Here is a 25,625-nt window from a genome sequence, read left to right on the forward strand (position 1 = left end):
AGGGCGCTGCAGTCGTCTAGTTGGATCGGGCGGTGATCCACACCGTCAGGGCCACGATCGCGCCGAGGCCGAAGATCCAGAGGAACAGGCCCTCCGCGACCGGCCCGAGGGAGCCGAGCGCGAATCCGCCCGGGGACGGGTTGGCCTCGATGTACTTGAGGTACGAGATGATGTCGCGCTTGTCCTCGGGCGAGATGTTCAGGTCGTTGAAGACCGGCATGTTCTGCGGGCCGGTGACCATCGCCTCGTAGATGTGCGCCTCGGTCACGCCGCCCAGCGGGGGAGCGAACTTGCCCTCGGTGAGCGCGCCGCCGGCTCCGGCGACGTTGTGGCACATGGCGCAGTTGATGCGGAACAGCTCGGCGCCGTTCGCCGCGTCGCCCTGTCCGTCGAGGACCTCGCCCTCGGGGATCGCGGGGCCGGGGGCCAGCGACGCGACGTAGGCGGCGAGCTCGCCGACCTGCTCGTCGGTGAACTGCACCGGCTTCTCGAGCGCCTGGGGGCCGTGCATCTGCATCGGCATGCGGCCGGTGCCGACCTGGAAGTCGACCGACGCCGCGCCCACTCCGATGAGGGAGGGAGCGTTGTCGGTGCCCGCGGCGTCGAGGCCGTGGCAGGTGGCGCAGTTCGCGGCGAAGAGCTTCGAGCCCTCGTCGATCGTCTGCTGGCTGGTGGACGACGTCTCCGCCGAGGCGGACGTCGCGACGCCGACCGCGGCGTAGGTCCCGCCGGTGAGCCCGAGGCCGATGGCGATCAGGGCCAGGGTGGCGAGCGGGTGGCGGCGACCCTTCTTGGCTCGGCTCTTCGTCTTCCGGGAGGCCATCGAGGCGTCCTTCCTGCGGGGGTCGGGAGTGGAGTGGGGCATCGGCGGGCGCGTCACTTGAGGAAGTAGATGACGGCGAACAGGCCGACCCAGACGACGTCGACGAAGTGCCAGTAGTACGAGACGACGATGGCGCTCGTCGCCTCCTTGTGGCCGAAGTTCTTGACCGCGAAGCCGCGGCCGATGACGAGGAGGAACGCGATGAGGCCGCCGGTGACGTGCAGGGCGTGGAAGCCGGTCGTCAGGTAGAAGGCGGAGCCGTAGGCGTTGCTGGAGAGCGTGACGCCCTCGGAGACGAGGGTCGCGTACTCGAGCACCTGGCCGGAGACGAAGACCGCGCCCAGGGCGTAGGTGAGGAAGAACCACTCGACCATGCCCCACTTGAACGGGCTGAGGCCCGTCGCACGCGGCTGCAGCCGCTCGGCGGCGAACACGCCGAACTGGCAGCTGAACGACGAGGCCACGAGGATCACGGTGTTCACGCCCGCGTAGGGGACGTTGAGGATCTGGGTCTCGGCGCCCCAGAGCTCGGGGGAGGTGCTGCGCAGGGTGAAGTAGATCGCGAAGAGGCCGGCGAAGAACATGACCTCGCTGCCCAGCCAGACGATCGTTCCGACCGCGACCGGGTTGGGTCGGTTCACTACGGGCGCGGTGGCCGTGGGGGAGAGAGAGGTGCTCGTCACACAGACCATTATGGCCGATGGCAGGGGAGGGAAGTCGCACTAGCCGGGAGGCGATCCTCGTCGCATAATCTGGGAGCCATGTCGGAAACCCTGTCCTGGCCGCACGTTCTCAGCGCACTCCTCGAGTCCTCCGATCTGAGCGTCTCCGAGGCGACGTGGGCCATGGAGCAGGTGATGGAGGGCGCGGCGACTCCGGCGCAGCTCGCCGGACTGCTGGTGGCCCTCCGGGCGAAGGGCGAGACCGTCGACGAGATCGTCGGCTTCCGCGACGCGATCCTCGACCACGCGGTGCCGCTGGACGTGGACCCGATGGCCCTGGACATCGTCGGGACGGGCGGGGACCGCTTCGGGACCGTCAACATCTCCTCCACCGCGTCGATCATCGCGGCCGCGGCCGGCACGCCCGTCGTGAAGCACGGGAACAAGGCCGCGTCCTCCTCCTCCGGCTCCTCCGACGTGCTCGCGGCACTCGGGGTCGACCTCTCCCTCTCTCCCGAGCGGGTGGCCGAGGTGTTCCGGCGGACGGGGATCGCCTTCGTCTTCGCGTCCCTCTTCCACCCCGGCTTCCGGCACGCCGGTCCGGTGCGCGCCGAGCTGGGCGTGCCGACGGTGTTCAACTTCCTCGGCCCGCTCTGCAATCCGGCGCGTCCCGAGGCGTCGGCGGTCGGAGTGGCGCACCTCGACCGGGTGCCGCTGGTCGTCGGCGTGTTCCGGACGCGCGGGGCGACGGCTCTGGTGTTCCGCGGGGACGACGGCCTCGACGAGCTCACCACCACGGGTCACAGCCACATCTGGGAGGTGTCGCGCGGCTCCGTGGTCGAGCACGACCTCGACCCGCGCGACCTGGGCCTGCCCCGCGCGCGGATCGACGAGCTGCGCGGCCGCGACGCCGCCTACAACGCGAGCGTGGTGCGCTCGGTGCTCGCGGGAGACGGCGGCCCCGTCCGCGACATCGTCCTTCTGAACGCGGCCGCGGGCCTCGCGGCGTTCGACCTGGCGCGCGACCCGGACCTGGTGCGCACGCCCGTCCTGGAGCGCCTGCGGACGTCGATGGACCGCGCGGCGGAGGCCGTCGACTCCGGGGCCGCCACGGCCAAGCTCGAGGAGTGGGTCCGCGAGACGCAGCGCGCCGTCGTCCCGCTGCCGTAGGCGCGAGCGCAGGGCGTAACGTGGGGATGCTGTCCGCGACGGTGCGGGCGGCGATCCACCACGCGCCGGATCGCCCGCAGGTCACGGGACGCCCGAGTGGTGGCCCGATCCTGGAGGAGACCTCGATGAAGAAGCTCATCAACGACCCCAAGAACGTCGTCACGGAGTCGGTGGCCGGCTTCGGCCTGGCGCACGCCGACCTGGTCCGGGTGGTGTCGGATCCCCTGTTCGTGGTGCGGGCCGACGCGCCCCGCTCGGGCAAGGTGGGCATCGTCAGCGGAGGCGGCAGCGGGCACGAGCCGCTGCACGCGGGCTTCGTCGGATTCGGGATGCTGGACGCCGCCGTCCCCGGTCCCGTCTTCACCTCGCCCACGCCCGACCCGATCGTCGCGGCCACGCAGGCCGTCGACGGCGGTGCGGGTGTGCTGCACATCGTGAAGAACTACACGGGCGACGTCCTGAACTTCGAGACCGCGGCCGACCTCGCCGGCGCCGAGGGGATCGAGGTGCGCAGCGTGATCGTCGACGACGACGTCGCGGTGAAGGACTCGCTCTACACCGCGGGCCGCCGCGGCGTGGCCGGCACCGTGCTGGTCGAGCGGATCGCGGGCGCCGCGGCCGAGCGGGGCGACTCCCTCGACGAGGTCGCGACGATCGCCGAGACGGTGATCGCCAACGTGCGCTCGATGGGCGTCGCCCTCACGCCGTGCATCGTCCCGCACGCGGGCGAGCCGAGCTTCGAGCTGGGCGAGGACGAGATCGAGATCGGCATCGGCATCCACGGCGAGCCCGGCCGGGAGAAGATCGCGCTGGAGCCGGCCGACCGCATCGTCGACCGGATCCTCGGCCCGATCCTGGAGGACCTGCCGTTCTCCTCCGGGGACGAGGTGCTGCTCCTGGTGAACGGCATGGGCGGCACGCCGCAGATCGAGCTGTACCTCGCCTACCGCCGCGCAGCCAAGGCGCTGGCCGAGAAGGGGATCACCGTCGCACGCAGCCTCGTCGGCAACTACACGACGTCGCTCGAGATGCAGGGCTTCTCGCTCACCGTCCTCAAGCTCGACGACGCCCTGACCGAGCTGTGGGACTCCCCGGTGCAGACCGCGGCGCTGCGGTGGGGACGCTGAGCGCCCGCGCGCACACCATGACCGGAACGACAGCCGCAGGAGCGGCCCACGAGGAGGAGACGACCATGCAGGACGCACAGGGAGCCGGGCTCGACGCGGCGTGGGCGACGGCGTGGATCCGCCGCGCCGCCGAGTCGATCGCGGAGCACCGGGTCGAGCTGATCACGCTCGACCGGGCGATCGGCGACGGGGACCACGGCGAGAACATGGACCGCGGCTTCCAGGCCGTGGTCGCGAAGCTGGACGGGGCGCCGGAGCAGGGGCTCCCGGCGGACGTGCTCAAGCTGGTCGCGACGACGCTCATCTCCACCGTCGGCGGCGCCTCGGGCCCGCTGTTCGGCACGGCGTTCCTGAAGGCCTCCGCCGCGGTCGCGGGCGAGGACGCGCTCGAGGGCGCTGACGTCGCAGCTCTCCTGGCCGCGGCGAGGGACGGCATCGTGCTCCGCGGCAAGGCCGAGGTGGGCGACAAGACGATGGTGGACGCGTGGACGCCGGCGGTCGACGCGGCCGCGGCCGCCGCCGAGGAGGGAGCGGCTCCGGCCGACGTCCTCGCCGCGGCGGCGGAGGCGGCGCAGAGGGGAGCGGAGTCGACGGACCCGCTGGTCGCCCGCAAGGGACGCGCCAGCTACCTCGGCGAGCGCGCCATCGGGCACCGTGATCCCGGCAGCGTGTCGACCGTGCTCCTGCTCCGCGCAGCAGCCGAGGCGGCGGCGTGAGCGTCGGGCTGGTCCTGGTCTCGCACAGCGCGCAGCTGGCGGAGGGGCTGGTCGAGCTCGCGGAGCAGATGGCGGCCTCGGTCGCGCTGGTCGCCGCGGGCGGGACGGACGACGGCGGCATCGGCACCAGCTTCGACCGCATCACGGCGGCCCTGGCGGACGCGGACTCCGGCGAGGGGGTCGTCGTCCTCTGCGACCTCGGCTCGGCGATCATGACGGCGGAGACCGCGGTCGAGTTCCTCGACGACGACGCGCGCGCCCGGGTCCGGATCGCCGACGCCCCGCTGGTGGAGGGGGCGGTCGCGGCCGCCGTCGCCGCGGGCACGGGGGCGTCGCTGGACGAGGTGCTCGCCGCCGCGGAGTCGGCCCGGGTCGAGACGCTCGCTGCTCCCGCCGAGGAGGCCTCGCCCGGTGACGAGCGCGTGCAGCGCCGCGTCCGCCTCATCAACCCGAACGGCCTGCACGCCCGTCCCGCGGCCGACTTCGTCACGCTCGCCGCCACCTTCGACGCCCGGATCGACGCGAACGGCAAGGACGCCACGAGCCTGCTCGGCGTGATGTCGCTGGGGCTCGACCGCGGGGACGAGGTCGTCCTCTCGGCGTCGGGGCCGCAGGCCCACGAGGCGGTCGGCCGGCTCGGCGATCTGGTCGAGTCGGGCTTCGGCGAGGTGTAGCGCGCCGTCGACCGGTCCAGCGACCGCGGAGGCGCCTCCTCCTACGCTGAGCGCATGGCCCTCCGCGGAACCCGACCCCCGTCCGTCCTGCTCCGCCGACTCGTCACCGTCCCGCGCGTCGTGCGCCGGGCGGACGCTCGTGCGGCCCGGCGGCTGAACGCCCGTCGCCCGTCGCCCGTCGTCGACGGGGCGCTCGTGGGGCTCTCCCGGGCCGCGGACCACGGAGTCCTCTGGGCCGGCGTCGGCGTCCTGCTGCTCCTGGCGGGCCGTCCCCGCGAGGCTCTGCGGGGGACCGCCTCGCTCGCCGCGGCCAGCGCGCTCGCGAACCTGGTCGGCAAGCGCGTGTTCGGCGGCGACCGGCCGCTCCTCGTCGACGTCCCGGTCGGCCGGCGCCTGGCGACGGTGCCGACGTCGGCGTCCTTCCCCTCGGGGCACGCGGCGAGCGCCGCTGCCTTCGCCGCCGGGGTCGCGCTCGAGTCGCCCCGAGTGGGGGCGGCGGTCGCCCCGCTCGCCGCCGCCGTGGCCTTCTCCCGCCTGCACGTCGGCGTCCACTGGCTCTCGGACGTCCTCGGCGGCGCGGCGCTCGGCGCGGCGGTCGCGGTCGTCGGCCGAGCCGTCCTGCCGGCCGAGCCGCGCCACGTGCCCGTCTCGGAGCGCGCGACCCGGCCCCCCGTCGACCGCAGCCCGCTGGGGGACGGCGCCGCCCTCCTCGTGGTCCTCAACCCCGGCGCGGGCCGGGACTCGCACCGCCCCGATCCCGAGCCGCTGGTCCGAGCCCGGTTCCCGAAGGCGCGCGTGCACCGGCTGACCGAGGGGGAGGACCTCGCCGACGTGGTGCGCGAGGCGCGCTCGGGGGACTCTCCGCCCCGGGTGCTCGGGATCTACGGCGGGGACGGGACCATGTCGGTCGGTGCCGCTCTCGCCCGCGCCGAGGGGATGACGCTGCTCGTGCTGCCGGGCGGGACCATGAACCACTTCGCGAAGGCGCTGGGGCTGCTCACCGTCCAGGACGCGCTCGACGCGGCGACGATCGGCGAGCGCCGCGACGTCGACGTGGCCGAGGTCGTCGCGGACGGGGGAGACCCGGTCACGGTGCTCAACACGGTCTCGATCGGCGTCTACCCGGAGTTCGTCGCGGCCCGCGAGAAGCGCGAGAAGCGGATCGGGAAGCCGCTCGCCGCCGTGATCGCGGCCCTCTCGGTCGTGCGGCGCACCGATCCGTTCGAGCTCCGGCGCGACGGGCGCACGCAGCTCGTCTGGTCGTACTTCGTCGGGGTGAACCAGGAGCACCCGCGCACGGCCGCCCCGCTCGCCCGGCGTCGGCTCGACGACGGCCACCTCGACGTGCGCATCCTGCACTCAGGACGGACTCCTCGCACCCGGGGAGCGTTCTCGCTCCTGCTCGGCCGTACGGCGACCCCGGTGGTCGGCCGTGTGCCCGGCTGGCGGGCACCGGTGGTGGAGTCGTTCTCGACGCCGGAGATCACCGTCGGCGCGCGCCGACCCGCGGGGGACGACCCCGAGTGGGCGCACGACGGCGAGACCGAGCGCTTCGACGGCTCCCGCGACGGATTCGACGAGGCCGTGGTGCGGATCGTGCCGCTGGGCCTGCGGGTCTACGCGACCGCGGACTAGGGGGCGGTGCCGGCCCGGTCCCCGCCGTCCGGATCCGCCAGCAGTTCGGCCAGCGCGTCGAGGGCGGCGACCTGCCCGGCCACCACCAGCGAGCGGGCCTCGTCGAGCGGGTGCCACCGGGCGTCCTCCAGCTCGGGGAAGCTGCGCAGCACGCCGGAGCCCCGCGGCCACTCCAGCTCGAAGGTGTTGCTCGCGACGAAGGCGGTGTCCGCGTGTCCGTGCCCGGCGAAGACCGTGACGGTCTTGGCCGCGCTCTGCCGGAACGCGCCGAGGAGGGTCAGCTCCCCGACGGGCGGAGGAGCGCCGGTCTCCTCCTCGAACTCGCGGCGCGCGGCGTCCAACGGCGTCTCGTCGCCCGTGTGCACGCCCTTCGGGATCGTCCACGCGCGGGGGCGCCGGGTCCAGAAGGGGCCGCCCATCCGCCCGAGGAACACCTCGGTGCCGGAGGGGCCCTCGCGGTGCAGCAGGATCCCCGCGCTCGTCACCGCGGCCATCGCGTCTCTCCGGTCATCCCGCCATCCTGCCCCGCGCCCGTGGAAGGATCGGCAGGACCCGCCCGCGACCGCACGGAGTGAACCATGCACGACCACGAGATCCTCCGACAGCTGCGCGACGCGCTCGGAGACGCGGTCCTGACCGAGGGCCCCGGGTTCGAGGCCGTGCACACCGACAAGTCGGGCTTCTCCGCACCGGGTCGCGCGCTCGCGCTCGTCGCTGCCCGCTCGGTCGAGGACGTGCAGGCGGCGCTGCGCATAGCGACGGAGCACCGGCTCCCGGTCGTGCCGCCCGGAGCGGGAACGGGCCTCGCTGCCGGGGGAGTGGCGAGCGAGGGAGCGCTCGTCCTCTCGACCGCCGCGATGGACCGCATCCTCGAGGTGTCGCTCGAGGACGAGCTCGCGGTCGTCGAGCCCGGGGTCATCAATCAGGCGCTGTCGGACGCTGTCGCTCCGCACGGCCTCGTGTTCTCGCCCGACCCCGCGAGCCGCGCGATCTCGAGCATCGGCGGCAACATCTCGACGAACGCCGGGGGGCTGCTGTGCGCCAAGTACGGCGTGACCCGGGAGGCGGTGCTCGGGTTGACGGTCGTCCTCCCCGACGGGCGACTGCTCCGCACCGGCCGCCGCAGCGTGAAGGGAGTCACCGGGTACGACCTCACCGCGCTCCTGACCGGCTCCGAGGGGACGCTGGGCGTCATCGTGGAGGCCACCGTGAAGCTCCGCCCGATCCCGACCGGGCGCGTGGTCACGGTCGGCGCGTACTTCCCGAGCGTCGTCGCCGCGGCCGCCGCCTCCGCCGCGATCACCGCCGCGCGGCTCCGTCCCGCGGTGATGGAGCTGATGGACGAGGCGGCGCTCGCCGCGATCTCGCGCTACACCGGAGCGATGCTGGACCGCGGTGCCGCCTACCTCCTCGTCCAGACGGACGGCGGAGGAGCGGCGGAGGAGTCGCAGCGCGTCCTCGAGATCGTGACCGCCTCCGGGGGCGCCGCCGAGGCGACCGAGGACCCGGCCGAGGGTGAGGCTCTGCTGGCCGTCCGCCGGGCCTTCCACCCGGCGCTCGAGGCGGAGGGCCGCGTGCTGATCGAGGACGTCTGCGTGCCCCGCTCCGCGCTGCCGGCGATGTTCGCGGCGATCCGCGGCATCGAGGAGCGGACGGGGCTCAGCATCCCCACCGTCGCCCACGCGGGGGACGGGAACCTCCACCCGAACTTCGTGCTGCCCGCGGGGGACGGACCCGTGGGGGAGGACGTCTGGGACGCCGCCGCGGAGCTCTTCCGCACGGCCCTGGCCCTCGGCGGCACGCTCACGGGCGAGCACGGCGTGGGACTGCTCAAGCAGCGCTGGCTGGCGGAGGAGCTGGGCGAGGACTCGCTGGCGCTCCAGCGCGGGATCAAGGCCGTGTTCGACCCGCTGGGGATCATGAACCCGGGGAAGGTCTTCTGAGGAGGGCGCCCCGGGCTACCGCAGCTCGGCCGTGATCATCGAGGCGGTGAGCACGATCGTCGCCGCGGACATGAGCCAGTAGAGGACCGTCTCGCGCCAGGACCCGGAGGAGCCCAGGACGGGCAGCGCGGCGTAGCCTCCGGTGGTCCAGACGTGGCGCAGCGGTGTCCGGCGCAGGCGCCGCGGCAGGCGCACGCGCAGCGGCCACAGCCAGTTGATCCCGCCGGTCGTGAGGGCGTCGCCGGCCACGTGCACGAGGTACCCCAGCGTCGCGGCGACCCGGAGCCACGCCCAGGTGCCGTCGGCGAGCGCGACGAGCAGGACCGTGACGACCGTCGCCCCGGCCCAGGCGATGCGCCAGGAGGGGGCGGCCCGGACGGCCTTCGCGGCGAAGGCGAGGGCGGGCAGCGTGAGCACGGCGGCCACGGCGACGGGACCGACGACAGGCACCGGGAAGCGCAGCGCCGTGAGCACCGGCACCAGGTACCAGACGACGGCGACCGCGAGCAGCGAGTGCATCCCGTGCCGGTGCCCTCCGCTGATCCGGCCCGCGGTCGCGGTGAGCAGGGAGGCGGCCGGCGCCGAGCGGGAGACGGTCGCGCTCGCGTGGTCCGCGTCGGGCACCAGGGCCCAGCCGGCGGCGACTCCGAGGCCGACCAGTCGGAGGTCGAGCGGGAGACCCGCGAGGCCGAGGGGCCCGGCGACGGCGGGCACGGAGGCGGCGACGGCCCAGGCGAGCGCACCGGAGACGGCGTGCGAGCGGCCCATCATCGCGGGTCGGCTCCTTCGACTGGGCGCTGCGAGGCCGGAGGACGACCGCGGCGGGACGAGAGAACCCCCGGCCGAGTGCGTGAGCACGGACCGGGGGTGAGGGTGGGCGATACCGGACTCGAACCGATGACCTCTTCCGTGTGAAGGAAGCGCGCTACCAACTGCGCCAATCGCCCAGGGGGACGTGCTGGACGACCCGAGAGACGATCGTAGCGGATCCGCGGGGCCCGGATGCACCGCCGACGCCCGCCACGCCCGGGTGAACGGACGGCGACGAGCCGGTTTCGCGCGGAAAGACGCGGATCGGACTCCGAGCGGCGGGATCGGCGTCCGCTCGATTTGGATTCCGGCGCCGCTGTCGTATACATTCTTCTAGGTCGAGCCGGGCAGCGAAAGCGCCGGACAGACAGCAAGACAGCACGGCACGCAAAACGGCAACACCAGTACGACCTACATGCGGATGTGGCGCAGCGGTAGCGCATCACCTTGCCAAGGTGAGGGTCGCGAGTTCGAATCTCGTCATCCGCTCGAACACCGGTCCTCGGACCGGCGTCATCGGGACGGCACCCTCGGGTGCCTCCCACCTGGTCGGCCCTCGGGCCGCCGACACCGAATCCCGTACACGGTGGATTGGCCGAGAGGCGAGGCAGCGGCCTGCAAAGCCGTATACACGGGTTCGAATCCCGTATCCACCTCGATCGTTCACCGAACGAGGCGCTCCGCACGGAGCAACGGGCGATTGGCGCAGCGGTAGCGCGCTTCCCTGACACGGAAGAGGTCACTGGTTCGATCCCAGTATCGCCCACCACGAGAACCCCCGGCCCCTGGCCGGGGGTTCTGTCGTTCCCGGCTCCGGCGCTACCCTCGCAGGATGCCCGCCCCGATCCCCGTCGACGACCGGGGCACCCTCCTGCGGCTCGTCTCGCGGGACGACGGACCGGCCCTCGCCGCCGCGTACCGGCGCAACCGCCGGCACCTCGCGCCCTGGGAGCCGACGCGCTCGACCCGCTTCTTCGAGGCGGGGGGCCAGACCGACGCCGTCGCGGACGCGCTCGCCGCGCACCGGGCCGGCAGCGTCCTCCCGCTCGTCCTCGACGCGGGCGGCGTGATCGTCGGTCGGCTGACTCTCGCGAACATCGTCCGCGGCGCCTTCGACAGCGGCGATCTCGGCTACTGGCTCGACAGCGGTCTGCAGGGCCGCGGCGTGATGACCCGCGCGGTCGGAGCCGTCCTGCGCACCGCGCGTGAGGATCTGGGGCTGCACCGCGTGCAGGCCGGGACGCTCCTCCACAACGTCGGATCGCAGACCGTGCTGCAGCGCAACGGCTTCGAGCGGATCGGCGTCGCGCGGCGCTACCTGCGGATCGCCGGGGAGTGGCAGGACCACGTCCTCTTCCAGGCGCTGCTCGAGGGCGGCCCGCTCCAGCCTCCGCCGACTCCGCTCGTCTAGGGTGAGCGGCGCCGGCCTTCTCCCGGCGCTCCGAGCGGGAGGGACGCGCCCATGACCACGCGGCACATCGGCGGACGAGAGTTCGACTTCGAGCGGCAGGTGGCCGTGATGGCGGTCGTGAACCGCACACCCGACTCCTTCTACGACAAGGGCTCCACCTTCGCCCTGGACAGCGCCATCGCGGCCGCCGTGCGCGCCGCGGAGCTCGGCGCCGACTGGGTCGACATCGGCGGAGTGCCGTTCGGCCGCGGCCCCGCCGTCACGCTCCAGGAGGAGCTCGACCGGGTGGTCCCCGTCGTGGCGGGCATCGCGGAGCGGAGCGACGTGGTCGTCTCGGTGGACACGACGAGCGCCGAGGTGGCGCGCGCGAGCATCGCCGCGGGCGCCTCCGTCGTCAACGACACGAGCGGGCTGCACGACCCCCGGATGCTCGAGGTCGTCGCCTCCTCCTCCGCCCAGCTCGTCATCACCCACAGCGTGGGCGCCCCCCGCAGCGAGCCGGAGAGACCCGAGTACGACGACGTCGTGGCGACCGTGGTCGACCACCTGCGGAGCCGCGTCGATCGCGCGCTCTCGGGTGGAGTGCCTGCCGGGAGGATCATCGTCGATCCGGGTCACGACCTGAACAAGAACACCCTGCACACGCTCGAGCTCACCCGCCGGCTGGGCGAGGTGGCCGCGCTCGGCTTCCCGGTGCTCGCCGCGGTCTCCAACAAGGACTTCATCGGCGAGGCGCTGGACCGGCCGCAGGGGGAGCGCCTCGAGGGCTCCCTCGCCGCCGCGGTGATCTGCATCCTGAACGGTGCGCGGATCGTGCGCATGCACGACGTGCGCCAGGCGGTGGACGCCGTGCGGATGACGGAGGCGGTGCTGGGCTGGCGAGCGCCCGTCTTCCTCCGCCACAACGTGGAGCCGGCGGCGTGAGCGCCCGCATCGACGGCCTGTCGCCGGCCGGGCAGAACCTGTCCGACGAGGCTCTGCTGGCCCTCTACGCGGACGGGGCGGGCGAGCAGTGGCTCCGGGTCAACTTCGTCACGAGCGTCGACGGAGCGGTCACCCGCGACGGCGTCTCGGGCGATCTCGGGGGCGCGGCGGACCTGCGCGTGTTCGACCTGCTCCGCCGGCTCGCCGACGTCGTGCTCGTCGCGGCCGGCACGGTGCGGACCGAGGGCTACGGTCCGATGGTGCTGAGCGACGAGTCCGTGCGAGCCCGGCTCGGCACCGGGCTCGCCCCGCAGCCCGTCTTCGCGATCGTCTCGGGGTCGCTCGACCTCGATCCCGCCTCGCGGATCTTCACCGAGGCGCCGGTGCGCCCGATCGTCGTGACCACCGGCTCCTCGCCGGCCCGCCGCCGCGCGGAGCTCGCCGAGGTCGCCGACGTGCTCGTCTGCGGCGACGCAGAGCTCGACGCGACGCGGATGCGGGCGCAGCTCGCGGAGCGGGGGCTCGGCAGGATCCACTGCGAGGGCGGTCCGTCGCTGCTCGGGACCCTCCTCGCCGCGGACGCCGTCGACGAGCTCTGCCTGACCGTCGCTCCGACGCTCGAGGCGGGGGACTCCGGGAGGCTCGCCCGCGGCGACGTCCCCGGACCGCGCCCGCAGCACCTGGCGCACGTGCTCAGCGCCGGCGACACGCTGCTCCTGCGCTACCTCCGCCGGCGCTGACCCGCCCTACTCGCGGCGCCGCTCGTTCCCGTCGCGCTTGGCCTCGGAGGCCGGACGGGCGGCGATCACGGGGTGGGCGCCGGTGAAGCCGTCACGGGCGGACGCGATCGCCAGGATGCGCGGCTTCGCGACGTGCCAGCCCACGATCAGGGCGGGCACGCCGACCACCGCGACGATCCCCACGGTCCAGGTGCCGGTCGGGAAGTCGACGGCGATGAGGACCACCACGATCACCAGGAACGCCAGGGTGAGCCACGAGGTCACTGGGGCGCCGGGCATCCGGAAGGACGGGCGCTCCAGGCGCCCCTGGGCCGCCCAGCGCTGCAGCTGCATCTGGCAGAGGACGATCATGCCCCAGCCCGTGACGATGCCCAGCGCCGAGACGTTGAGGACGATCTCGAAGGCCTCGGACGGCACGAAGAGGTTCAGCATGATCCCGATCAGGGTGATGCTCGCCGTGAGCAGGATGCCGCCGTAGGGGACGCCCTGCTTGTTCATCCGGCCGGTGAAGGCGGGGGCGGAGCCGTTGAGCGCCATGGAGCGGAGGATGCGGCCGGTCGAGTAGAGCCCGGCGTTGATGCTGGAGAGCGCGGCCGTCAGCACGACGAAGTTCATGATCGATCCGGCGATCTCGCCCGAGGAGCCGTCGCCCAGCGAGCTGAAGAACGTGACGAACGGGCTCTCGCCCTTCGAGTAGGCCGTGTAGGGCAGCAGCAGCGTCAGCAGCAGCACCGAGCCGACGTAGAAGACGGCGATGCGCAGGATGACCGAGTTGATCGCGCGCGGGATGACCTTCGCCGGCTCCGCGGTCTCGCCCGCCGCCGTGCCGACAAGCTCGACTCCGGAGTAGGCGAACACCACGCCCTGGACGACCAGGACGCTGGCGATCAGGCCACCGGGCAGGATGCCGCCGTTGTCGTTCCAGAGGCTGATCCCGGGGTCCACGGCGACGCCGCCGGACTGCAGCGGCCAGCCCGCGGCGAGCACGACGACGCCGATCACCAGGAAGACCACCAGCGCCGTGACCTTGATCAGCGCGAACCAGAACTCCAGCTCCCCGAAGACCTTGACCGAGACGAGGTTCAGCGAGAGCACGACGACCAGGGCGATGAGTGCGAGGAGCCACTGGGGCACGGAGGAGAAGAGCGACCAGTACTTCACGTAGAGGGCCACCGCGGTGACGTCGGCGATCGCGGTCATCGCCCAGTTCAGGAAGTACATCCAGCCGGCGACGAAGGCGGCCTTCTCGCCCAGGAACTCGCGGGCGTAGGAGATGAAGGAGCCCGAGCTCGGCCGGTGCAGGACCAGCTCGCCGAGCGCGCGAAGGATCAGGTAGGCGAAGACGCCGCAGACCGCGTACACGACGACGAGCGAGGGACCGGCGGTGGCGAGTCGGCCGCCGGCGCCGAGGAAGAGGCCGGTGCCGATCGCGCCGCCGATGGCGATCATCTGCAGCTGCCGGGGCTTGAGGCCGGGACGGTAGCCCTCCTGCTCCTTCGAGAAGTCGGGCTGCACGGGCCCGCGGTCGTCGTCGCTCTGCGTCACGGGGGCTCCCTCGTCACCGGATCGCGCCGGGCGGCTGCTCCGGCACGCCCGTCAGGGTAAGGGCGCGCTGCTCGGAGGAGGCGGGTGGCGCGGTCCGCGGCATGCGGATCCTCTCAGGATCGGGGCGCCTACCCTGGAGGCATGAGCGGTCCCGACCTCGCACGGCAGTCCTCGCTCGAGGGCGTCCGGATCCCGTCGCCGGCGAGGCGCCTGAACGGCGGCACCGATCCGGCGCTCGTCTGGCGCAACGAGCTCGACGGGCTGACCTTCCGCGTGGACGCCGGGTATCTGAAGTGGAATCCCCGGTCCACGGGCGTCGACCTCCGTCGCGAGATCGCGCGTCTGCGCTGGCTGGAGGGGCGGATCGACGCGCCCCGGATCCTGGAGGCGGGCGAGGACGAGGAGGGGCAGTGGCTCCTCACCGCACCGCTGCCCGGGCGGAGCGCCGTCGATCCGAAGTGGACAGCCCGGCCGGAGGAGGCCGTCCGCGCGATCGCGGCCGGCCTGCGGGCGGTCCACGCGCTCCCCGTCGACGCGGTGCCCAAGGAGCTGCGCGGCGACTCCTGGTTCGCGCGCCGGCCGTCGGCGCTCGGCGCGGCTCCGGAGCTCGTGGACCCCGTCGTGGTGCACGGCGACGCGTGCGCTCCGAACACGCTGGTCGACGACGACGGACGCTGGAGCGGCACGGTCGACGTCGGCGACCTGGGCGTGGGCGACCGCTGGGCGGATCTGGCGGTCGCCGCGGTCAGCCTCGGCTGGAACTACGGCCCCGGCCACACCCCGCTGCTCCTCGCGGAGTTCGGAGCGGATCCGGACGACGAGCGAGCGGCCTACTACCGCGCGCTCTGGTCGTCCGAGTCCTGAGTCACTTCTTCTTCGCGGCCTCGTCGTCCTGGGCCGCGCCCTCGTCGCTGCGGTTCTCGCTCGCCAGGCGCAGCCAGCGTCCGTCGCGGACGTCCTTCTCGTGTACGGCCGCCTTCTTGTCGCTCGCGGCGGTGTCGCGCGGGGGGAGCTGGATGGTCTCCTCCGCCTCGATGCCCGCCTGCAGCTCGCGTCCGCGCTCGAGCTCGGCGTCGAACTCCGCGCCGAAGAGCAGGGCGATGTTGGTGATCCAGATCCAGAGGAGGAAGACGATCACCGCGCCGAGCGAGCCGTAGGTCTTGTTGTAGTTGGAGAAGTTGGCCACGTAGAACGCGAAGCCGGTCGAGGCGATCAGCCAGATCGCCAGGGCGACGATCGATCCGATGCTGATCCAGCGGAACTTCGGCTGGCGGATGTTGGGCGCCCAGTAGTACAGGATCGCGACGATCACGATCGCGATGACCACGAGCACCGGCCATTTCGCGATGTTCCACACGGTGAGGGCGGCGGGGCCGAGGCCCACGACGTCGCCGACGGCTGTCGCGACCGGTCCGCTGAGCACGAGGATGAGCGCAGCGATCACGATCAGGACGACCGTCACCACGGTCACGCCGAGCATCGTCGGGCGGAGCTTCCAGAAGGGGCGCCCCTCGTCGATCTGGTAGACGCGGTTCATCGCGCGGCCGAAGGCGCCGACGTAGCCGGAGGCGGACCAGATCGCTCCGACGACACCGGTCACGAAGGCGAGACCCGCGGCGGAGGAGCTGGTCAGCGCCTGGATCGGGTCGCGCAGCAGGTCGACGACCTCGCTCGACGCGAGGTTCCCGATCAGGTCGAGCACCAGATCGGTGGTGGCCTGCGCCTGGCCGAAGAGCCCCAGCACCGACACGATCGCGAGCAGGGCGGGGAAGAGCGCGAGCACGGCGTAGTAGGTGAGCGCGGCGGCGAGGTCGGTGCACTGGTCCGCGCCGAACTCGCGGGCCGTCTTCTTGAGGACGTAGAACCAGGAGCGCTTGGTGATGTCGGTGACGTCGTCGGGCTTCCGGGAATCGTCGGGATCGGGCGCTGTCTTCTCGCGGGTCGTGCTCTGCTCGGCCATGCGGACACGCTACGGGGCCGACAGTCGTCGGACGGCCCCCTTGACGGCGCGGCCGGTCGTGTCGCGGGTCAGGCCCGGCGCTGGCGCGCAGCGGCGAGGGTGCCGAAGAGGAGGAAGGAGCAGGTCGCGGCGAGGACGGTCAGCAGCGGAGCCTCCCAGCCGCCGCTCGCGTCGTGCGCGAACCCGATGACGGTCGGGGCGGTGGCGGCCACGGCGTAGCCGATCCCCTGCACCGTGGCCGAGAGCCGCGACGCGTGGGCGTCGGAGCGGGAGAGCCGCACGACGAGCACGAAGACCACCGTGAATCCTCCGCCCTGGGCCGCGCCGCCCAGCACGCACCAGAGCGCCCAGAGCTGCGGGGCGAGCAGCAGCCCCGCCGGCACTGTGCACCAGAGGAGGCCGACGAGCACGATGCTCCCCAGGGGTCCGAGCCTCCGGACCAGGAGCGGGACGCCGAGGGCGCCGGCGACCGCGGCGAGCTGGAACACCGAGGCGCTCGCGCCCGCGGTCGCGATCGAGAAGCCGTTGCGGTCGACGAGCAGCGAGGGGAGCCACGCCGTCACTCCGTAGTACGAGAACGCCTGGCTCGAGAAGCAGAGCGCGAGCGCCAGCACGGTCGCGCTGCGGAAGATCCGCGGAGCCGGTGCGGCCGGTGCGCGGTCGGCGCGGGACGGGCGGGGAGTCGGACGCAGGGCCGCCCGAGGCCCCACGGCCACGAGCCAGCCGGCCAGAGCGAGGGCGTTGAGGGCGAGCCAGACGAGCAGGGCGCCTCGCCAGCCGAGGGTTAGAGCGAGCGGAGCGGTGCCGAGCGAGGTGATCGTCGAGCCGATGTTGAGGGCCGCGGTGTAGACGCCCGTCGTGAGGTCGACGCGCTCGGGAGCGACGTCCCGCCGGATCACGACGGGGAGGACGACGTTGCCGATCGTGATGGAGACGCCGATCAGGATGGTGCCCGCCACGGCCGGTCCCACGTCGCCGATCGATCGGATGATCGTGCCGAGCGCGACGCCGATCACCGTGACGGTCACGGCGGCGTCGGGTCCCGCGCGGCGGATCACCAGGAGGGCGAGCGGAGTCGCCAGGGCGAAGCAGAGCACGGGGATGCTGGTGAGGATCCCCGCCTGGCCCGCGGACAGCGCGAGGTCCTCGCGCACCGCGTCGATGATGGGCGCGACGGCGACGATCGGACCGCGCAGGACCAGCGCGACCAGGGCGACCGCCACGACGAGGAGCCAGGGAGCGCTCCGGCGCGCGGTCATCGGGGCGTCGAGGGCCGCGGCACCCCGGTCAGCCGGCCAGGCCGGGGACCCCGGCCGAGAGGTTGCCGACGATGGTGAAGACGCCCGACACCAGACCGAGGATCCCGGTGACGAGTCCGGCCGTCGCGAGCCCGCGACCGCCTCCGACGAGCGGTGCGGCCGCCCGGCCCTTCGCCGAGAAGACGATGGCGAGGATCGAGGGGATCAGCAGCGGATTGATCAGCAGGCTCAGGACGCCGAGCACGAGGCTCGCGATCGCCATGGGGTTGCGGCCCGCCGCGGAGGACGGGGCGGACGGATAGGCGTACAGCTCCTGCTCCGGAGCGCCCGGGGGCGTGCCGTAGGCGGGAGCGGGCGCCGAGGAGGACGGGCGGGACCGGTCCGTCCACGCCGCGCCGTCCCAGTAGAGCTCCGAGCCGAGGTCGGCCGGATGCGGGTACCACCCGGGCGCGGGCAGCGGAGCGGAGTCGTCGGGCATGGGGCGAGTCTAGAGCGGCGCCGATCAGCTCTTGGGCTGCTCGATGCCGAGCGCGTTCCCGTCGGGATCGAGGATCCAGGACGCCCAGACGCTGCCGCGGTCGGCCACGCCGTTCTCGGTGCGCAGCTCGTCGCTGTCGTAGTCCTCCGGAGCCACGCCCCGAGCTGCCAGCGCGTCCAGCTCGGCGCGCAGGTCGGCCACCCGCCAGGCGGCCTTGGTCTGCTCGTCCTTCGAGCCCGTGGTGCTGGCGGTGACGGTGAGCCGCGTGCCGCCGCAGGAGTAGGCGATCGCCGACTCGCTCTCCTCGAGGACCTCCAGTCCCAGGGAGCCGGCGTAGAAGGCGCGGGAGGCGGCGAGGTCGCGGGAGAGCAGAACGGGGCCGATGGGGGAGTCGGAGAGCACGGTGAGTCCTTTCGTCGGTGGGCCTCCAGTCGACGCCCGCTGCGGCCCGGCGCGGAAGGGGTTGCCACCGGGCCGGCCGGAGGGAGCTGGCGCGGCCGAATGGCCTCGGCCGTGCCCGCCGCGCGGCCGGGAGGAGCCCTCATGAGCTGGACCATCGACGAGGTGGCGTGGACCCACCCGGACGCCGAGCGTCTGCGCGACGCGCAGCGGTGCGAGCTCGACGAGCGCTACGGCAACGACGACCACGAGCCCGGCACGCCGCCCTCGGCCGACGACGTGCCCGTCTTCCTCGTCGCCCGCGACGCGAGCGGCACGGCGGTGGCCTGCGGCGGACTGCGGCCTCTCGACGACGACGTCCTCGGACCGGGGGCGATCGAGGTGAAGCGGATGTTCGCCGACCGCGCCGCCCGCGGCACCGGAGCGGCCACGGCCGTCCTGCGCGCGCTCGAGGCGCGGGCGGCCGCTCTGGGCACGACGCGCCTGGTGCTGGAGACCGGGACGCTCCAGCCCGACGCGATGCGGTTCTACCTCCGGGAGGGCTACCACGCCATCCCGCCGTTCGGCGCCTACATCGGGTCCGAGCACTCGGTCTGCTACGCCCGCGATCTCGCTCCCGGCGCCTGAGCGTCAGCGGCGCAGGGTCTCCACCGGGTACTCGCCGAAGCGGCGGTGGTACGCCCCCGAGAAGCGGCCCTGGTTGAGGAAGCCCCAGCGCGCGGAGACGGCGCGCACGGTCTCCTCGCCCGGAGCGCCCTCGCGCAGCTCGACGCGCGCCCGGTCGAGACGCACGCCGCGCAGGTAGCCGAGCGGAGTGTCGCCGAAGTGCCTCCGGAACGCGGCCTGCAGCGCCCGCGGAGTGAGCCCCGCCGCTGTCGCGATGTCGGACACGGTGACGGGCGACGCGGCGAACGCGTGCAGGAACTCGGCGGCACGCAGCAGGTGCTCGAGCCCCGGCCGCAGCACCTGCGCCGGAACGACGACCGGCCGGTGCGCGAAGGTCGCGAGCAGGTGCAGAGCGACGCCGCGCTCGGCCGCCACGAGCTGCAGCGCTGTCGCCTCGCGGCCCGACCGGAGGACGCCCGCGAAGTCGTCGACCGCCCGCCACCAGCCCGGGAGTGCCGACGCGGAGGCGATCGAGCGGTGGTCGAAGACGAGCGGCAGCGGCACGCCGTCGCCGGCCTCGGACGCGACCTGCTCGAGGAGGCCGGCGGCCACGTGCACGAGCCGCTGCTGGAAGTCGCGGCTGACGAACTCGAACGGACGCGCGCTGGGGAACACGACCGGCCGCCCCGGCAGGTGGACGATCCGATCGCCCTCCGGGTCCACCACGCTCGTGCCGGAGAGGAACCACGAGACGACGTACTCGCCCGCCGGACGCAGCCCCCCGGACACGGAGCCCCGGAAAACAGACGTCCGCAGGCTCACGCCCTCGCTCCCGGAGACGTCGTAGCGGAAGGAGAAGGGCCGCTCGACCGGTTCCGTCCGGAATCCCGACCCGCCGTAGCCGTCCGAGTAGAAGCGCCGCGCCTCCTCCAGATCGGCCCCGGAGCGCGTGAAGCGCTGCAGCGCAGGACCGGCACCCATCGGACCAGGATGCCACCTGGACGGATTGCGCACCGGTCGCCCCCGCGCCCCTCTCCGGGGCACGTCCTGTCGGCAGGGTGACGGGGTCGGACGACACGGACGGAGACGCATGGAGATCAGCGCACGCAGACTCGCGGCACGCGACGCGGTGGCCGTCGTCGCCGTGCTCGCCGCACTCGAGGGGGCGCTCGCCGTGGACTCCCTGCCGCCCGGCCTGGAGGAGGTCCTCCTGCACCAGCTCGAGCGCAGCTCGCTCGTGCTCCCCGGCGCCGACCGGGACGAGCTCGCCTCCGCTCTGCGCGCGCTCGGCGTCCGCGTGCGCGACGCGCTCGGGTAGAGGCCGCCGCCGACTACAGTCGAGGGGTCAACCGAGCCCGAGGAGTGCCCGCACGTGTCGAACGAACCGTCGAATCCCGCAGAGAACGAGTCCCACTCGGTCGTCACCGAGGCGGGCACGGGATTCACGCACTTCACCGACCGGGCCGTGGTCGCGATCCGCGTCAACGGGGAGCTCAAGGACCTCGCCGCCGACGTCGTGCCGGGCGACCGCATCGAGCCGGTGCTCATCTCCTCGCCGGACGGGCTGAACATCCTCCGCCACTCCGCGGCCCACGTGCTCGCGCAGGCGGTGCAGCAGATCAACCCGGAGGCGAAGCTGGGCATCGGCCCGCCCGTCACCGACGGCTTCTACTACGACTTCGACGTCGAGGAGCCCTTCACGCCCGAGGCGATGAAGGCGCTCGAGAAGGCGATGGACCGCATCGTCCGCCAGGGCCAGCGGTTCGTGCGCCGCGTCGTCTCCGAGGAGGAGGCGCGCGCCGAGCTCGCCGGCGAGCCCTACAAGCTCGAGCTGATCGGGATCAAGGGCGGGGGAGCCGAGGACGAGAGCGTCGAGGTCGGCGGCGCCGAGCTCACCATCTACGACAACGTCGACCCGCGTTCCGGCGAGACGGTCTGGAAGGACCTCTGCCGCGGCCCGCATCTGCCCAACACCCGCATGATCGGCAACGGCTACGCCCTGACCCGCAACGCTGCCGCCTACTGGCGCGGCTCGGAGAAGAACCCGCAGCTGCAGCGCGTCTACGGCACCGCGTGGCCCACGAAGGACGAGCTTCGCGAGCACCAGGTCCGCCTCGAGGAGGCGGCGCGCCGCGACCACCGCAAGCTCGGCCACGAGCTCGACCTGTTCTCCTTCCCGGACGAGATCGGCTCCGGCCTCGCGGTCTTCCACCCCAAGGGCGGGATCATCCGCTACGAGATCGAGCAGTACATGCGCGAGCAGCTGCTCGCCCACGACTACGAGCTCGTCTACACGCCGCACATCACCAAGGGCGACCTGTTCCTCACGAGCGGGCACCTGCAGTGGTACTCCGAGGGGATGTTCCCCCCGATGCACCTCGACGAGCTGCAGGACGAGGACGGCAACGTCACCCGCCAGGGCCAGGACTACTACCTCAAGCCCATGAACTGCCCGTTCCACAACCTGATCTTCCGCTCGCGCGGCCGCAGCTACCGCGAGCTCCCGTTGCGCCTGGCCGAGTTCGGCACCGTGTACCGCTACGAGAAGAGCGGCACCCTGCAGGGCCTCACCCGCGTGCGCGGCCTGACCCAGGACGACGCCCACATCTACGTCGCGCAGGAGGACGTGTCGGCCGAGCTGACCCGCAACCTCGAGTTCGTGCTGCAGGTGCTGCGCGACTACGGCCTCGACGACTTCTACCTCGAGCTGTCCACGAACGAGGAGGGCAACCCGAAGTTCGTCGGTGCGCCCGAGCAGTGGGAGGAGGCGATCGAGTCGCTGCGCGCGGTCGCCGTCGCCTCCGGTCTCGAGCTGGTGCCGGATCCGGGAGGAGCGGCGTTCTACGGTCCGAAGATCTCGGTGCAGGCGCGCGACGCCATCGGCCGCACCTGGCAGATGTCGACCATCCAGCTCGACTTCAACCAGCCCGAGCGCTTCGAGCTCGAGTACACGGCCTCGGACGGCTCGAAGAAGCGGCCCGTGATGATCCACCGCGCGCTCTTCGGCTCCATCGAGCGCTTCTTCGCGATCCTCACCGAGCACTACGCCGGGGCGTTCCCGGTCTGGCTGTCGCCGGTCCAGGTCGTGGGCATCCCGATCGCCGACGAGTACCTGCCCTACCTCGAGGAGGTCGTCGGCGAGCTCAAGCGGTCGGGCATCCGCGCCGAGATCGACTACTCCAGCGACCGGATGCAGAAGAAGATCCGCAACGCCACGCTGCAGAAGGTGCCCTTCCAGATGATCGTGGGGGAGAAGGACCGCGACGCCGGAGCCGTCAGCTTCCGCTTCCGCGACGGCACGCAGGAGAACGGGATCCCGGTCGCCGACGCCGTCGCGCGCATCCGCGAGGCCGTCGCCTCGAAGGCGCAGGTCTGAGCGTGAGCGACGGCTGCGTGCCCGAGGGAGCGGAGGGCTCGGCGCACCTCGCCGGGGTTCCCGACGAGTTCCAGCGCCTGTGGACGCCGCACCGGATGGTCTACATCCAGAAGGGGCAGCCCGGAGCCGACGACTGCCCCTTCTGCGTGGCGCCGACGCTGAGCGACGAGGAGGCCCTCATCGTCGCCCGCGGGGAGCACGCCTACGTCCTGCTGAACCTGTTCCCGTACAACTCCGGCCACCTCCTGGTCTGCCCGTACCGGCACATCCCGCTCTACGACGAGGCCACTCCCGAGGAAGTGGCCGAGATCGGAGCGCTCACGCAGACGGCGATGCGCGTCGTCCGCTCGGTCTCGAACAACGACGGCTTCAACCTCGGGATGAACCAGGGCGCGGTCGCGGGAGCGGGGATCGCCGCGCACCTGCACCAGCACGTGGTTCCGCGCTGGGCGACCGACGCGAACTTCTTCCCGATCATCGCCCGCACGAAGGCGCTCCCGCAGCTGCTCGGCGACGTGCGGGCGAGCCTCGCGGCGGCCTGGCCGAGCCTCTAGACCGCCGCCCGGCCCCCTGTCCAGCGCCGCGGACGGCGGGCGCCGTCTCGTAGACTCGGAGCTGCCGTCGGCGGAAGTCGCCGCACAGAACAGGACTCGCGAACATGACCGACACCACCACTCCGTCCTCGTCCGCTCCCGAGCAGTTCGGCTCGAGCCGCGTCAAGCGCGGTCTCGCCGAGATGCTCAAGGGCGGCGTCATCATGGACGTCGTCGACGCCGATCAGGCCCGCATCGCGGAGGACGCCGGCGCGGTCGCCGTCATGGCGCTCGAGCGCGTCCCCGCCGACATCCGCTCGCAGGGCGGCGTCGCACGCATGAGCGACCCCGACCTGATCGACGGCATCGTCTCCGCCGTGTCGATCCCCGTCATGGCGAAGGCGCGCATCGGCCACTTCGTCGAGGCGCAGATCCTGCAGGAGCTCGGCGTCGACTACATCGACGAGTCCGAGGTCCTCTCGCCCGCCGACTACGTGAACCACATCGACAAGTGGAACTTCACCGTCCCCTTCGTCTGCGGAGCGACCAACCTGGGCGAGGCGCTGCGCCGCATCACCGAGGGCGCAGCGATGATCCGCTCGAAGGGCGAGGCCGGCACCGGCGACGTCTCCGAGGCGACCAAGCACATCCGCACGATCTCCGGCGAGGTCAACCGCCTGAAGGCGATGACCAAGGATGAGCTCTACGTCGCCGCGAAGGAGCTGCAGGCCCCCTACGACCTGGTCGTCGAGATCGCCCGGACCGGCAAGCTCCCCGTCGTTCTCTTCACCGCCGGCGGGGTCGCGACCCCGGCCGACGCGGCGCTGATGATGCAGCTGGGCGCCGACGGCGTGTTCGTCGGCTCCGGCGTCTTCAAGTCGGGCGAGCCCGCCAAGCGCGCGGCCGCGATCGTGAAGGCGACCACCTTCTTCGACGACGCGAAGGTCGTCGCGGAGGCCTCGCGCGGCCTGGGCGAGGCGATGGTCGGCATCAACGTGGCCGACGTGCCCGCGCCGCACCGCCTCGCCGAGCGTGGCTGGTAGCGCCGACGCGCCGCTCGCCGGCGCAGGATCGGCGCGGGAGTCCCTCGAGGGGCTCCGCGTCGGGGTCCTCGCGCTGCAGGGCGACTTCCGCGAGCACGCGCACGTCCTGCGCGAGCTGGGCGCCGAGGTGGTGCTGGTGCGACGCCCGGAGGAGCTCGCCACCGTCGCGGGGCTGGTCATCCCGGGCGGCGAGTCCACGGTGATGGACAAGCTGTCGCGCCTCTTCGGCCTCGCGGAGCCGGTCGTCGAGGCGATCAGTGCGGGGATGCCCGTCTACGGGACCTGCGCCGGGCTGATCATGCTCGCCGACCGGGTCCTCGACCGCATCGACGGCCAGAGCAGCTTCGGCGGCCTGGACGTGTCGGTCCGGAGGAACGCGTTCGGCAACCAGCTCGACTCCTTCGAGACCGATCTCGACGTGCCGGCCATCGGCGATCCGCCGGTGCACGCGGTCTTCATCCGCGCACCGGTCGTGGAGGAGCTGGGCGAGCGGGCGACCGCGCTCGCCAGTGTCGCCGACGGGCGGGTGGTCGCGGTCGAGCAGGGCAACCTCCTCGGGACGGCGTTCCATCCCGAGATCACCGGCGACTACCGGTTCCACGAGCTGTTCCTGCGGAAGGTCGCGGCGACGCGCTTCGGCGACTGACCCGCTGCCGTCCCCTCCGCCAGGGGTGGACGGTGCGGGACACGCGGGCCAGGGTGGTCGCATGCCCGAACTCCCCGAGGTCCAGGCCCTCGCTCTAGATCTCGACGCGCGCCTGGGCGGACGCGTCCTCGAGCGGCTCGACGTGTTCGCGATCTCCGCCCTCAAGACCGTGGCCATCCCGCCGTCGGCTCTCTCCGGCGAGACCGTCCACGGAGTGTCGCGGCACGGCAAGTTCCTCGACATCGCAGTCGGCGAGGCCCACGTTCTCCTGCACCTCGCCCGCGCCGGCTGGGTCCGCTGGCGGCCCGAGCGGCCGACGGCGCCGGCGAAGCCCGGCCGGGGACCGCTCGCCGCGCGGCTGGTCCTCGACGACGGGTCGGGGTTCGACGTGACGGAGGCCGGCACCAAGAAGAGCCTCGCGCTCTCGATCGTCGCCGATCCGCTCGACGTCCCGGGCGTCGCCCGGCTGGGTCCCGATCCGCTGGACCCGGAGTTCACCGAGGAGATCCTCGGCGCGATCCTCGCCACGGCGGGCAGGGCGCAGGTGAAGGGCGTCCTCCGCGACCAGTCCCGCATCGCCGGCATCGGCAACGCCTACTCCGACGAGATCCTCCACGTGGCGCGCAGGTCGCCCTTCAAGCCCGCCGCGCTCAACGCCGACGAGCTGGACCGCCTCTACGCGGCCCTCCGCTACACACTCGAGGAGGCGCTCGCCCGCGCCGAGGGCCTGCACGCGGCCGACCTCAAGCGCGAGAAGAAGCTCGGCATGCGCGTCCACGGCCGCACAGGAGAGGCGTGCCCCGTCTGCGGCGACACGATCCGCCAGGTGGTCTTCCACGACTCCACGCTCCAGTACTGCCCCACCTGCCAGACCGACGGCAGGATCCTCGCCGACCGGCTGCTGTCGCGGCTGATCAGATAGCGAGCCGGTCCCTGCCCGGCTCGCCGCGGTCGGCTCTCGGGGGTGGCTGGGTGGGTGGAGCGGGTCGCGTTCGCCTAGCGCGATCCGCTGGGACGCGGATCGTGCGTTCGGCGGTGCCTGTGGGAGCCGGTCCCTGCCCGGCTCGCCGCGGTCGGCTTCCGGAGATGGCGGGGCGGGTGGAGCGGGTCGCGTCCGCCTACAGCGATCCGCTGGCACGCGGACC

27 protein-coding genes and 4 tRNA genes are annotated in these 25,625 nt (G+C 72.9%); 20 read left to right on the top strand and 11 right to left on the bottom strand.

The window, feature by feature from the left end:
* Window positions 1–16: 16 nt before the first annotated feature.
* Window positions 17–823: a c-type cytochrome gene (locus C5C37_RS12920; protein ID WP_104315481.1), complete on the bottom strand. Its 807-nt coding sequence runs from the start codon at window positions 821–823 to the stop codon at window positions 17–19.
* 53 nt (window positions 824–876) lie between these two features.
* Window positions 877–1,515, bottom strand: a complete 639-nt coding sequence (locus C5C37_RS12925; protein WP_104224647.1) for a heme-copper oxidase subunit III — start codon at window positions 1,513–1,515, stop codon at window positions 877–879.
* 69 nt (window positions 1,516–1,584) lie between these two features.
* On the opposite strand from C5C37_RS12925, the gene trpD reads away from it, so the two are divergent.
* The 5 genes from trpD (at window position 1,585) to C5C37_RS12950 (ending at window position 6,807) form a co-directional block, all read left to right on the top strand.
* Window positions 1,585–2,655, top strand: a complete 1,071-nt coding sequence (gene trpD, locus C5C37_RS12930) for an anthranilate phosphoribosyltransferase (protein ID WP_104225357.1) — start codon at window positions 1,585–1,587, stop codon at window positions 2,653–2,655.
* 125 nt (window positions 2,656–2,780) lie between these two features.
* Complete coding sequence (dhaK, locus tag C5C37_RS12935; RefSeq protein ID WP_104339050.1) at window positions 2,781–3,782, top strand: dihydroxyacetone kinase subunit DhaK; 1,002 nt, start codon at window positions 2,781–2,783, stop codon at window positions 3,780–3,782.
* Window positions 3,783–3,847: 65 nt separating this feature from the next.
* The gene (gene dhaL / locus C5C37_RS12940; protein WP_104251072.1) at window positions 3,848–4,498 is read left to right on the top strand and encodes a dihydroxyacetone kinase subunit DhaL; all 651 of its coding nucleotides are present in this window, start codon (window positions 3,848–3,850) and stop codon (window positions 4,496–4,498) included.
* Window positions 4,495–5,172 carry a dihydroxyacetone kinase phosphoryl donor subunit DhaM gene (gene dhaM, locus C5C37_RS12945; protein WP_104339038.1) on the top strand — a complete coding sequence of 226 codons (678 nt, stop codon included), beginning with the start codon at window positions 4,495–4,497 and terminating at the stop codon, window positions 5,170–5,172. Before dhaL ends, dhaM begins: the two co-directional genes overlap by 4 nt.
* Before the next feature lie 54 nt (window positions 5,173–5,226).
* Window positions 5,227–6,807: a bifunctional phosphatase PAP2/diacylglycerol kinase family protein gene (locus C5C37_RS12950; RefSeq protein WP_104239316.1), complete on the top strand. Its 1,581-nt coding sequence runs from the start codon at window positions 5,227–5,229 to the stop codon at window positions 6,805–6,807.
* Here C5C37_RS12950 and C5C37_RS12955 read toward each other — a convergent pair.
* Window positions 6,804–7,301, bottom strand: a complete 498-nt coding sequence (locus C5C37_RS12955) for an NUDIX domain-containing protein (protein WP_104339039.1) — start codon at window positions 7,299–7,301, stop codon at window positions 6,804–6,806. The two genes, C5C37_RS12950 and C5C37_RS12955, sit on opposite strands and share 4 nt — an antisense overlap.
* A gap of 84 nt (window positions 7,302–7,385) precedes the next feature.
* Here C5C37_RS12955 and C5C37_RS12960 point away from each other — a divergent pair, with 84 nt between their 5' ends.
* Window positions 7,386–8,750, top strand: coding sequence for an FAD-binding oxidoreductase (locus C5C37_RS12960; protein ID WP_104339040.1), 1,365 nt, complete (start codon window positions 7,386–7,388; stop codon window positions 8,748–8,750).
* A 15-nt stretch (window positions 8,751–8,765) separates the two neighbouring features.
* Here C5C37_RS12960 and C5C37_RS12965 read toward each other — a convergent pair whose 3' ends face one another.
* Together C5C37_RS12965 and C5C37_RS12970 are read right to left on the bottom strand one after the other, a co-directional pair.
* The gene (locus C5C37_RS12965; protein ID WP_104261617.1) at window positions 8,766–9,521 is read right to left on the bottom strand and encodes a metal-dependent hydrolase; all 756 of its coding nucleotides are present in this window, start codon (window positions 9,519–9,521) and stop codon (window positions 8,766–8,768) included.
* A 103-nt stretch (window positions 9,522–9,624) separates the two neighbouring features.
* A tRNA-Val gene (locus C5C37_RS12970) sits at window positions 9,625–9,697 on the bottom strand.
* Between the two features lie 280 nt (window positions 9,698–9,977).
* Here C5C37_RS12970 and C5C37_RS12975 point away from each other — a divergent pair.
* From C5C37_RS12975 to C5C37_RS13000, 6 genes are all read left to right on the top strand, one after another.
* Window positions 9,978–10,049 (top strand) — tRNA-Gly (locus C5C37_RS12975).
* A 96-nt stretch (window positions 10,050–10,145) separates the two neighbouring features.
* Window positions 10,146–10,216: transfer RNA gene (locus C5C37_RS12980), tRNA-Cys, on the top strand.
* Window positions 10,217–10,254: 38 nt separating this feature from the next.
* Window positions 10,255–10,329, top strand: a tRNA-Val gene (locus C5C37_RS12985).
* Between the two features lie 63 nt (window positions 10,330–10,392).
* Window positions 10,393–10,971: a GNAT family N-acetyltransferase gene (locus tag C5C37_RS12990; RefSeq protein WP_104339041.1), complete on the top strand. Its 579-nt coding sequence runs from the start codon at window positions 10,393–10,395 to the stop codon at window positions 10,969–10,971.
* A gap of 51 nt (window positions 10,972–11,022) precedes the next feature.
* Window positions 11,023–11,895, top strand: coding sequence for a dihydropteroate synthase (folP, locus tag C5C37_RS12995; RefSeq protein ID WP_104267382.1), 873 nt, complete (start codon window positions 11,023–11,025; stop codon window positions 11,893–11,895).
* Window positions 11,892–12,635, top strand: a complete 744-nt coding sequence (locus tag C5C37_RS13000; RefSeq protein WP_104339042.1) for a pyrimidine reductase family protein — start codon at window positions 11,892–11,894, stop codon at window positions 12,633–12,635. Before folP ends, C5C37_RS13000 begins: the two co-directional genes overlap by 4 nt.
* 6 nt (window positions 12,636–12,641) lie before the next feature.
* Here the strand turns inward: C5C37_RS13000 and C5C37_RS13005 are convergent, their stop codons facing one another.
* The gene (locus C5C37_RS13005; protein WP_258074135.1) at window positions 12,642–14,180 is read right to left on the bottom strand and encodes an amino acid permease; all 1,539 of its coding nucleotides are present in this window, start codon (window positions 14,178–14,180) and stop codon (window positions 12,642–12,644) included.
* 141 nt (window positions 14,181–14,321) lie between these two features.
* On the opposite strand from C5C37_RS13005, the gene C5C37_RS13010 reads away from it, so the two are divergent.
* Window positions 14,322–15,044, top strand: a complete 723-nt coding sequence (locus C5C37_RS13010; protein ID WP_104339043.1) for an aminoglycoside 3'-phosphotransferase — start codon at window positions 14,322–14,324, stop codon at window positions 15,042–15,044.
* 1 nt (window position 15,045) lies between these two features.
* Here C5C37_RS13010 and C5C37_RS13015 read toward each other — a convergent pair whose 3' ends face one another.
* From C5C37_RS13015 to C5C37_RS17580, 4 genes are all read right to left on the bottom strand, one after another.
* Window positions 15,046–16,140 (bottom strand): YihY/virulence factor BrkB family protein, encoded by a 1,095-nt coding sequence (locus C5C37_RS13015; protein WP_104239455.1) that lies wholly within the window; start codon window positions 16,138–16,140, stop codon window positions 15,046–15,048.
* Between the two features lie 68 nt (window positions 16,141–16,208).
* A complete protein-coding gene (locus C5C37_RS13020; RefSeq protein ID WP_104334015.1) occupies window positions 16,209–17,399 on the bottom strand; it encodes a CynX/NimT family MFS transporter in 1,191 nt (396 codons plus the stop codon).
* Window positions 17,400–17,427: 28 nt separating this feature from the next.
* Complete coding sequence (locus C5C37_RS13025; RefSeq protein WP_104251081.1) at window positions 17,428–17,877, bottom strand: DUF2510 domain-containing protein; 450 nt, start codon at window positions 17,875–17,877, stop codon at window positions 17,428–17,430.
* A gap of 24 nt (window positions 17,878–17,901) precedes the next feature.
* Window positions 17,902–18,279, bottom strand: coding sequence for a VOC family protein (locus C5C37_RS17580; RefSeq protein WP_104224632.1), 378 nt, complete (start codon window positions 18,277–18,279; stop codon window positions 17,902–17,904).
* 141 nt (window positions 18,280–18,420) lie between these two features.
* Here C5C37_RS17580 and C5C37_RS13035 point away from each other — a divergent pair, with 141 nt between their 5' ends.
* Entirely contained in the window at window positions 18,421–18,903 is a 483-nt protein-coding gene (locus C5C37_RS13035; protein ID WP_104225442.1) for a GNAT family N-acetyltransferase, read from the top strand.
* A 3-nt stretch (window positions 18,904–18,906) separates the two neighbouring features.
* Here the strand turns inward: C5C37_RS13035 and C5C37_RS13040 are convergent, their stop codons facing one another.
* On the bottom strand, window positions 18,907–19,863 hold the full coding sequence (locus C5C37_RS13040) for an AraC family transcriptional regulator (protein WP_104327523.1): 957 nt from the start codon (window positions 19,861–19,863) through the stop codon (window positions 18,907–18,909).
* A 109-nt stretch (window positions 19,864–19,972) separates the two neighbouring features.
* On the opposite strand from C5C37_RS13040, the gene C5C37_RS13045 reads away from it, so the two are divergent.
* From C5C37_RS13045 to C5C37_RS13070, 6 genes are all read left to right on the top strand, one after another.
* The gene (locus C5C37_RS13045) at window positions 19,973–20,200 is read left to right on the top strand and encodes a hypothetical protein (protein ID WP_104225342.1); all 228 of its coding nucleotides are present in this window, start codon (window positions 19,973–19,975) and stop codon (window positions 20,198–20,200) included.
* Between the two features lie 147 nt (window positions 20,201–20,347).
* On the top strand, window positions 20,348–22,258 hold the full coding sequence (thrS, locus tag C5C37_RS13050) for a threonine--tRNA ligase (RefSeq protein ID WP_258059257.1): 1,911 nt from the start codon (window positions 20,348–20,350) through the stop codon (window positions 22,256–22,258).
* A 2-nt stretch (window positions 22,259–22,260) separates the two neighbouring features.
* Window positions 22,261–22,812, top strand: a complete 552-nt coding sequence (locus C5C37_RS13055; protein WP_244230646.1) for an HIT domain-containing protein — start codon at window positions 22,261–22,263, stop codon at window positions 22,810–22,812.
* A 104-nt stretch (window positions 22,813–22,916) separates the two neighbouring features.
* Complete coding sequence (gene pdxS / locus C5C37_RS13060) at window positions 22,917–23,834, top strand: pyridoxal 5'-phosphate synthase lyase subunit PdxS (protein WP_104224629.1); 918 nt, start codon at window positions 22,917–22,919, stop codon at window positions 23,832–23,834.
* 73 nt (window positions 23,835–23,907) lie between these two features.
* Window positions 23,908–24,480 (top strand): pyridoxal 5'-phosphate synthase glutaminase subunit PdxT, encoded by a 573-nt coding sequence (pdxT, locus tag C5C37_RS13065; protein WP_244229657.1) that lies wholly within the window; start codon window positions 23,908–23,910, stop codon window positions 24,478–24,480.
* 61 nt (window positions 24,481–24,541) lie between these two features.
* A complete protein-coding gene (locus C5C37_RS13070; protein ID WP_104339044.1) occupies window positions 24,542–25,402 on the top strand; it encodes a DNA-formamidopyrimidine glycosylase family protein in 861 nt (286 codons plus the stop codon).
* Window positions 25,403–25,625: the final 223 nt, after the last annotated feature.

The organism is Rathayibacter sp. AY1F9 (assembly GCF_002932155.1).
Lineage (GTDB): Bacteria > Actinomycetota > Actinomycetes > Actinomycetales > Microbacteriaceae > Rathayibacter.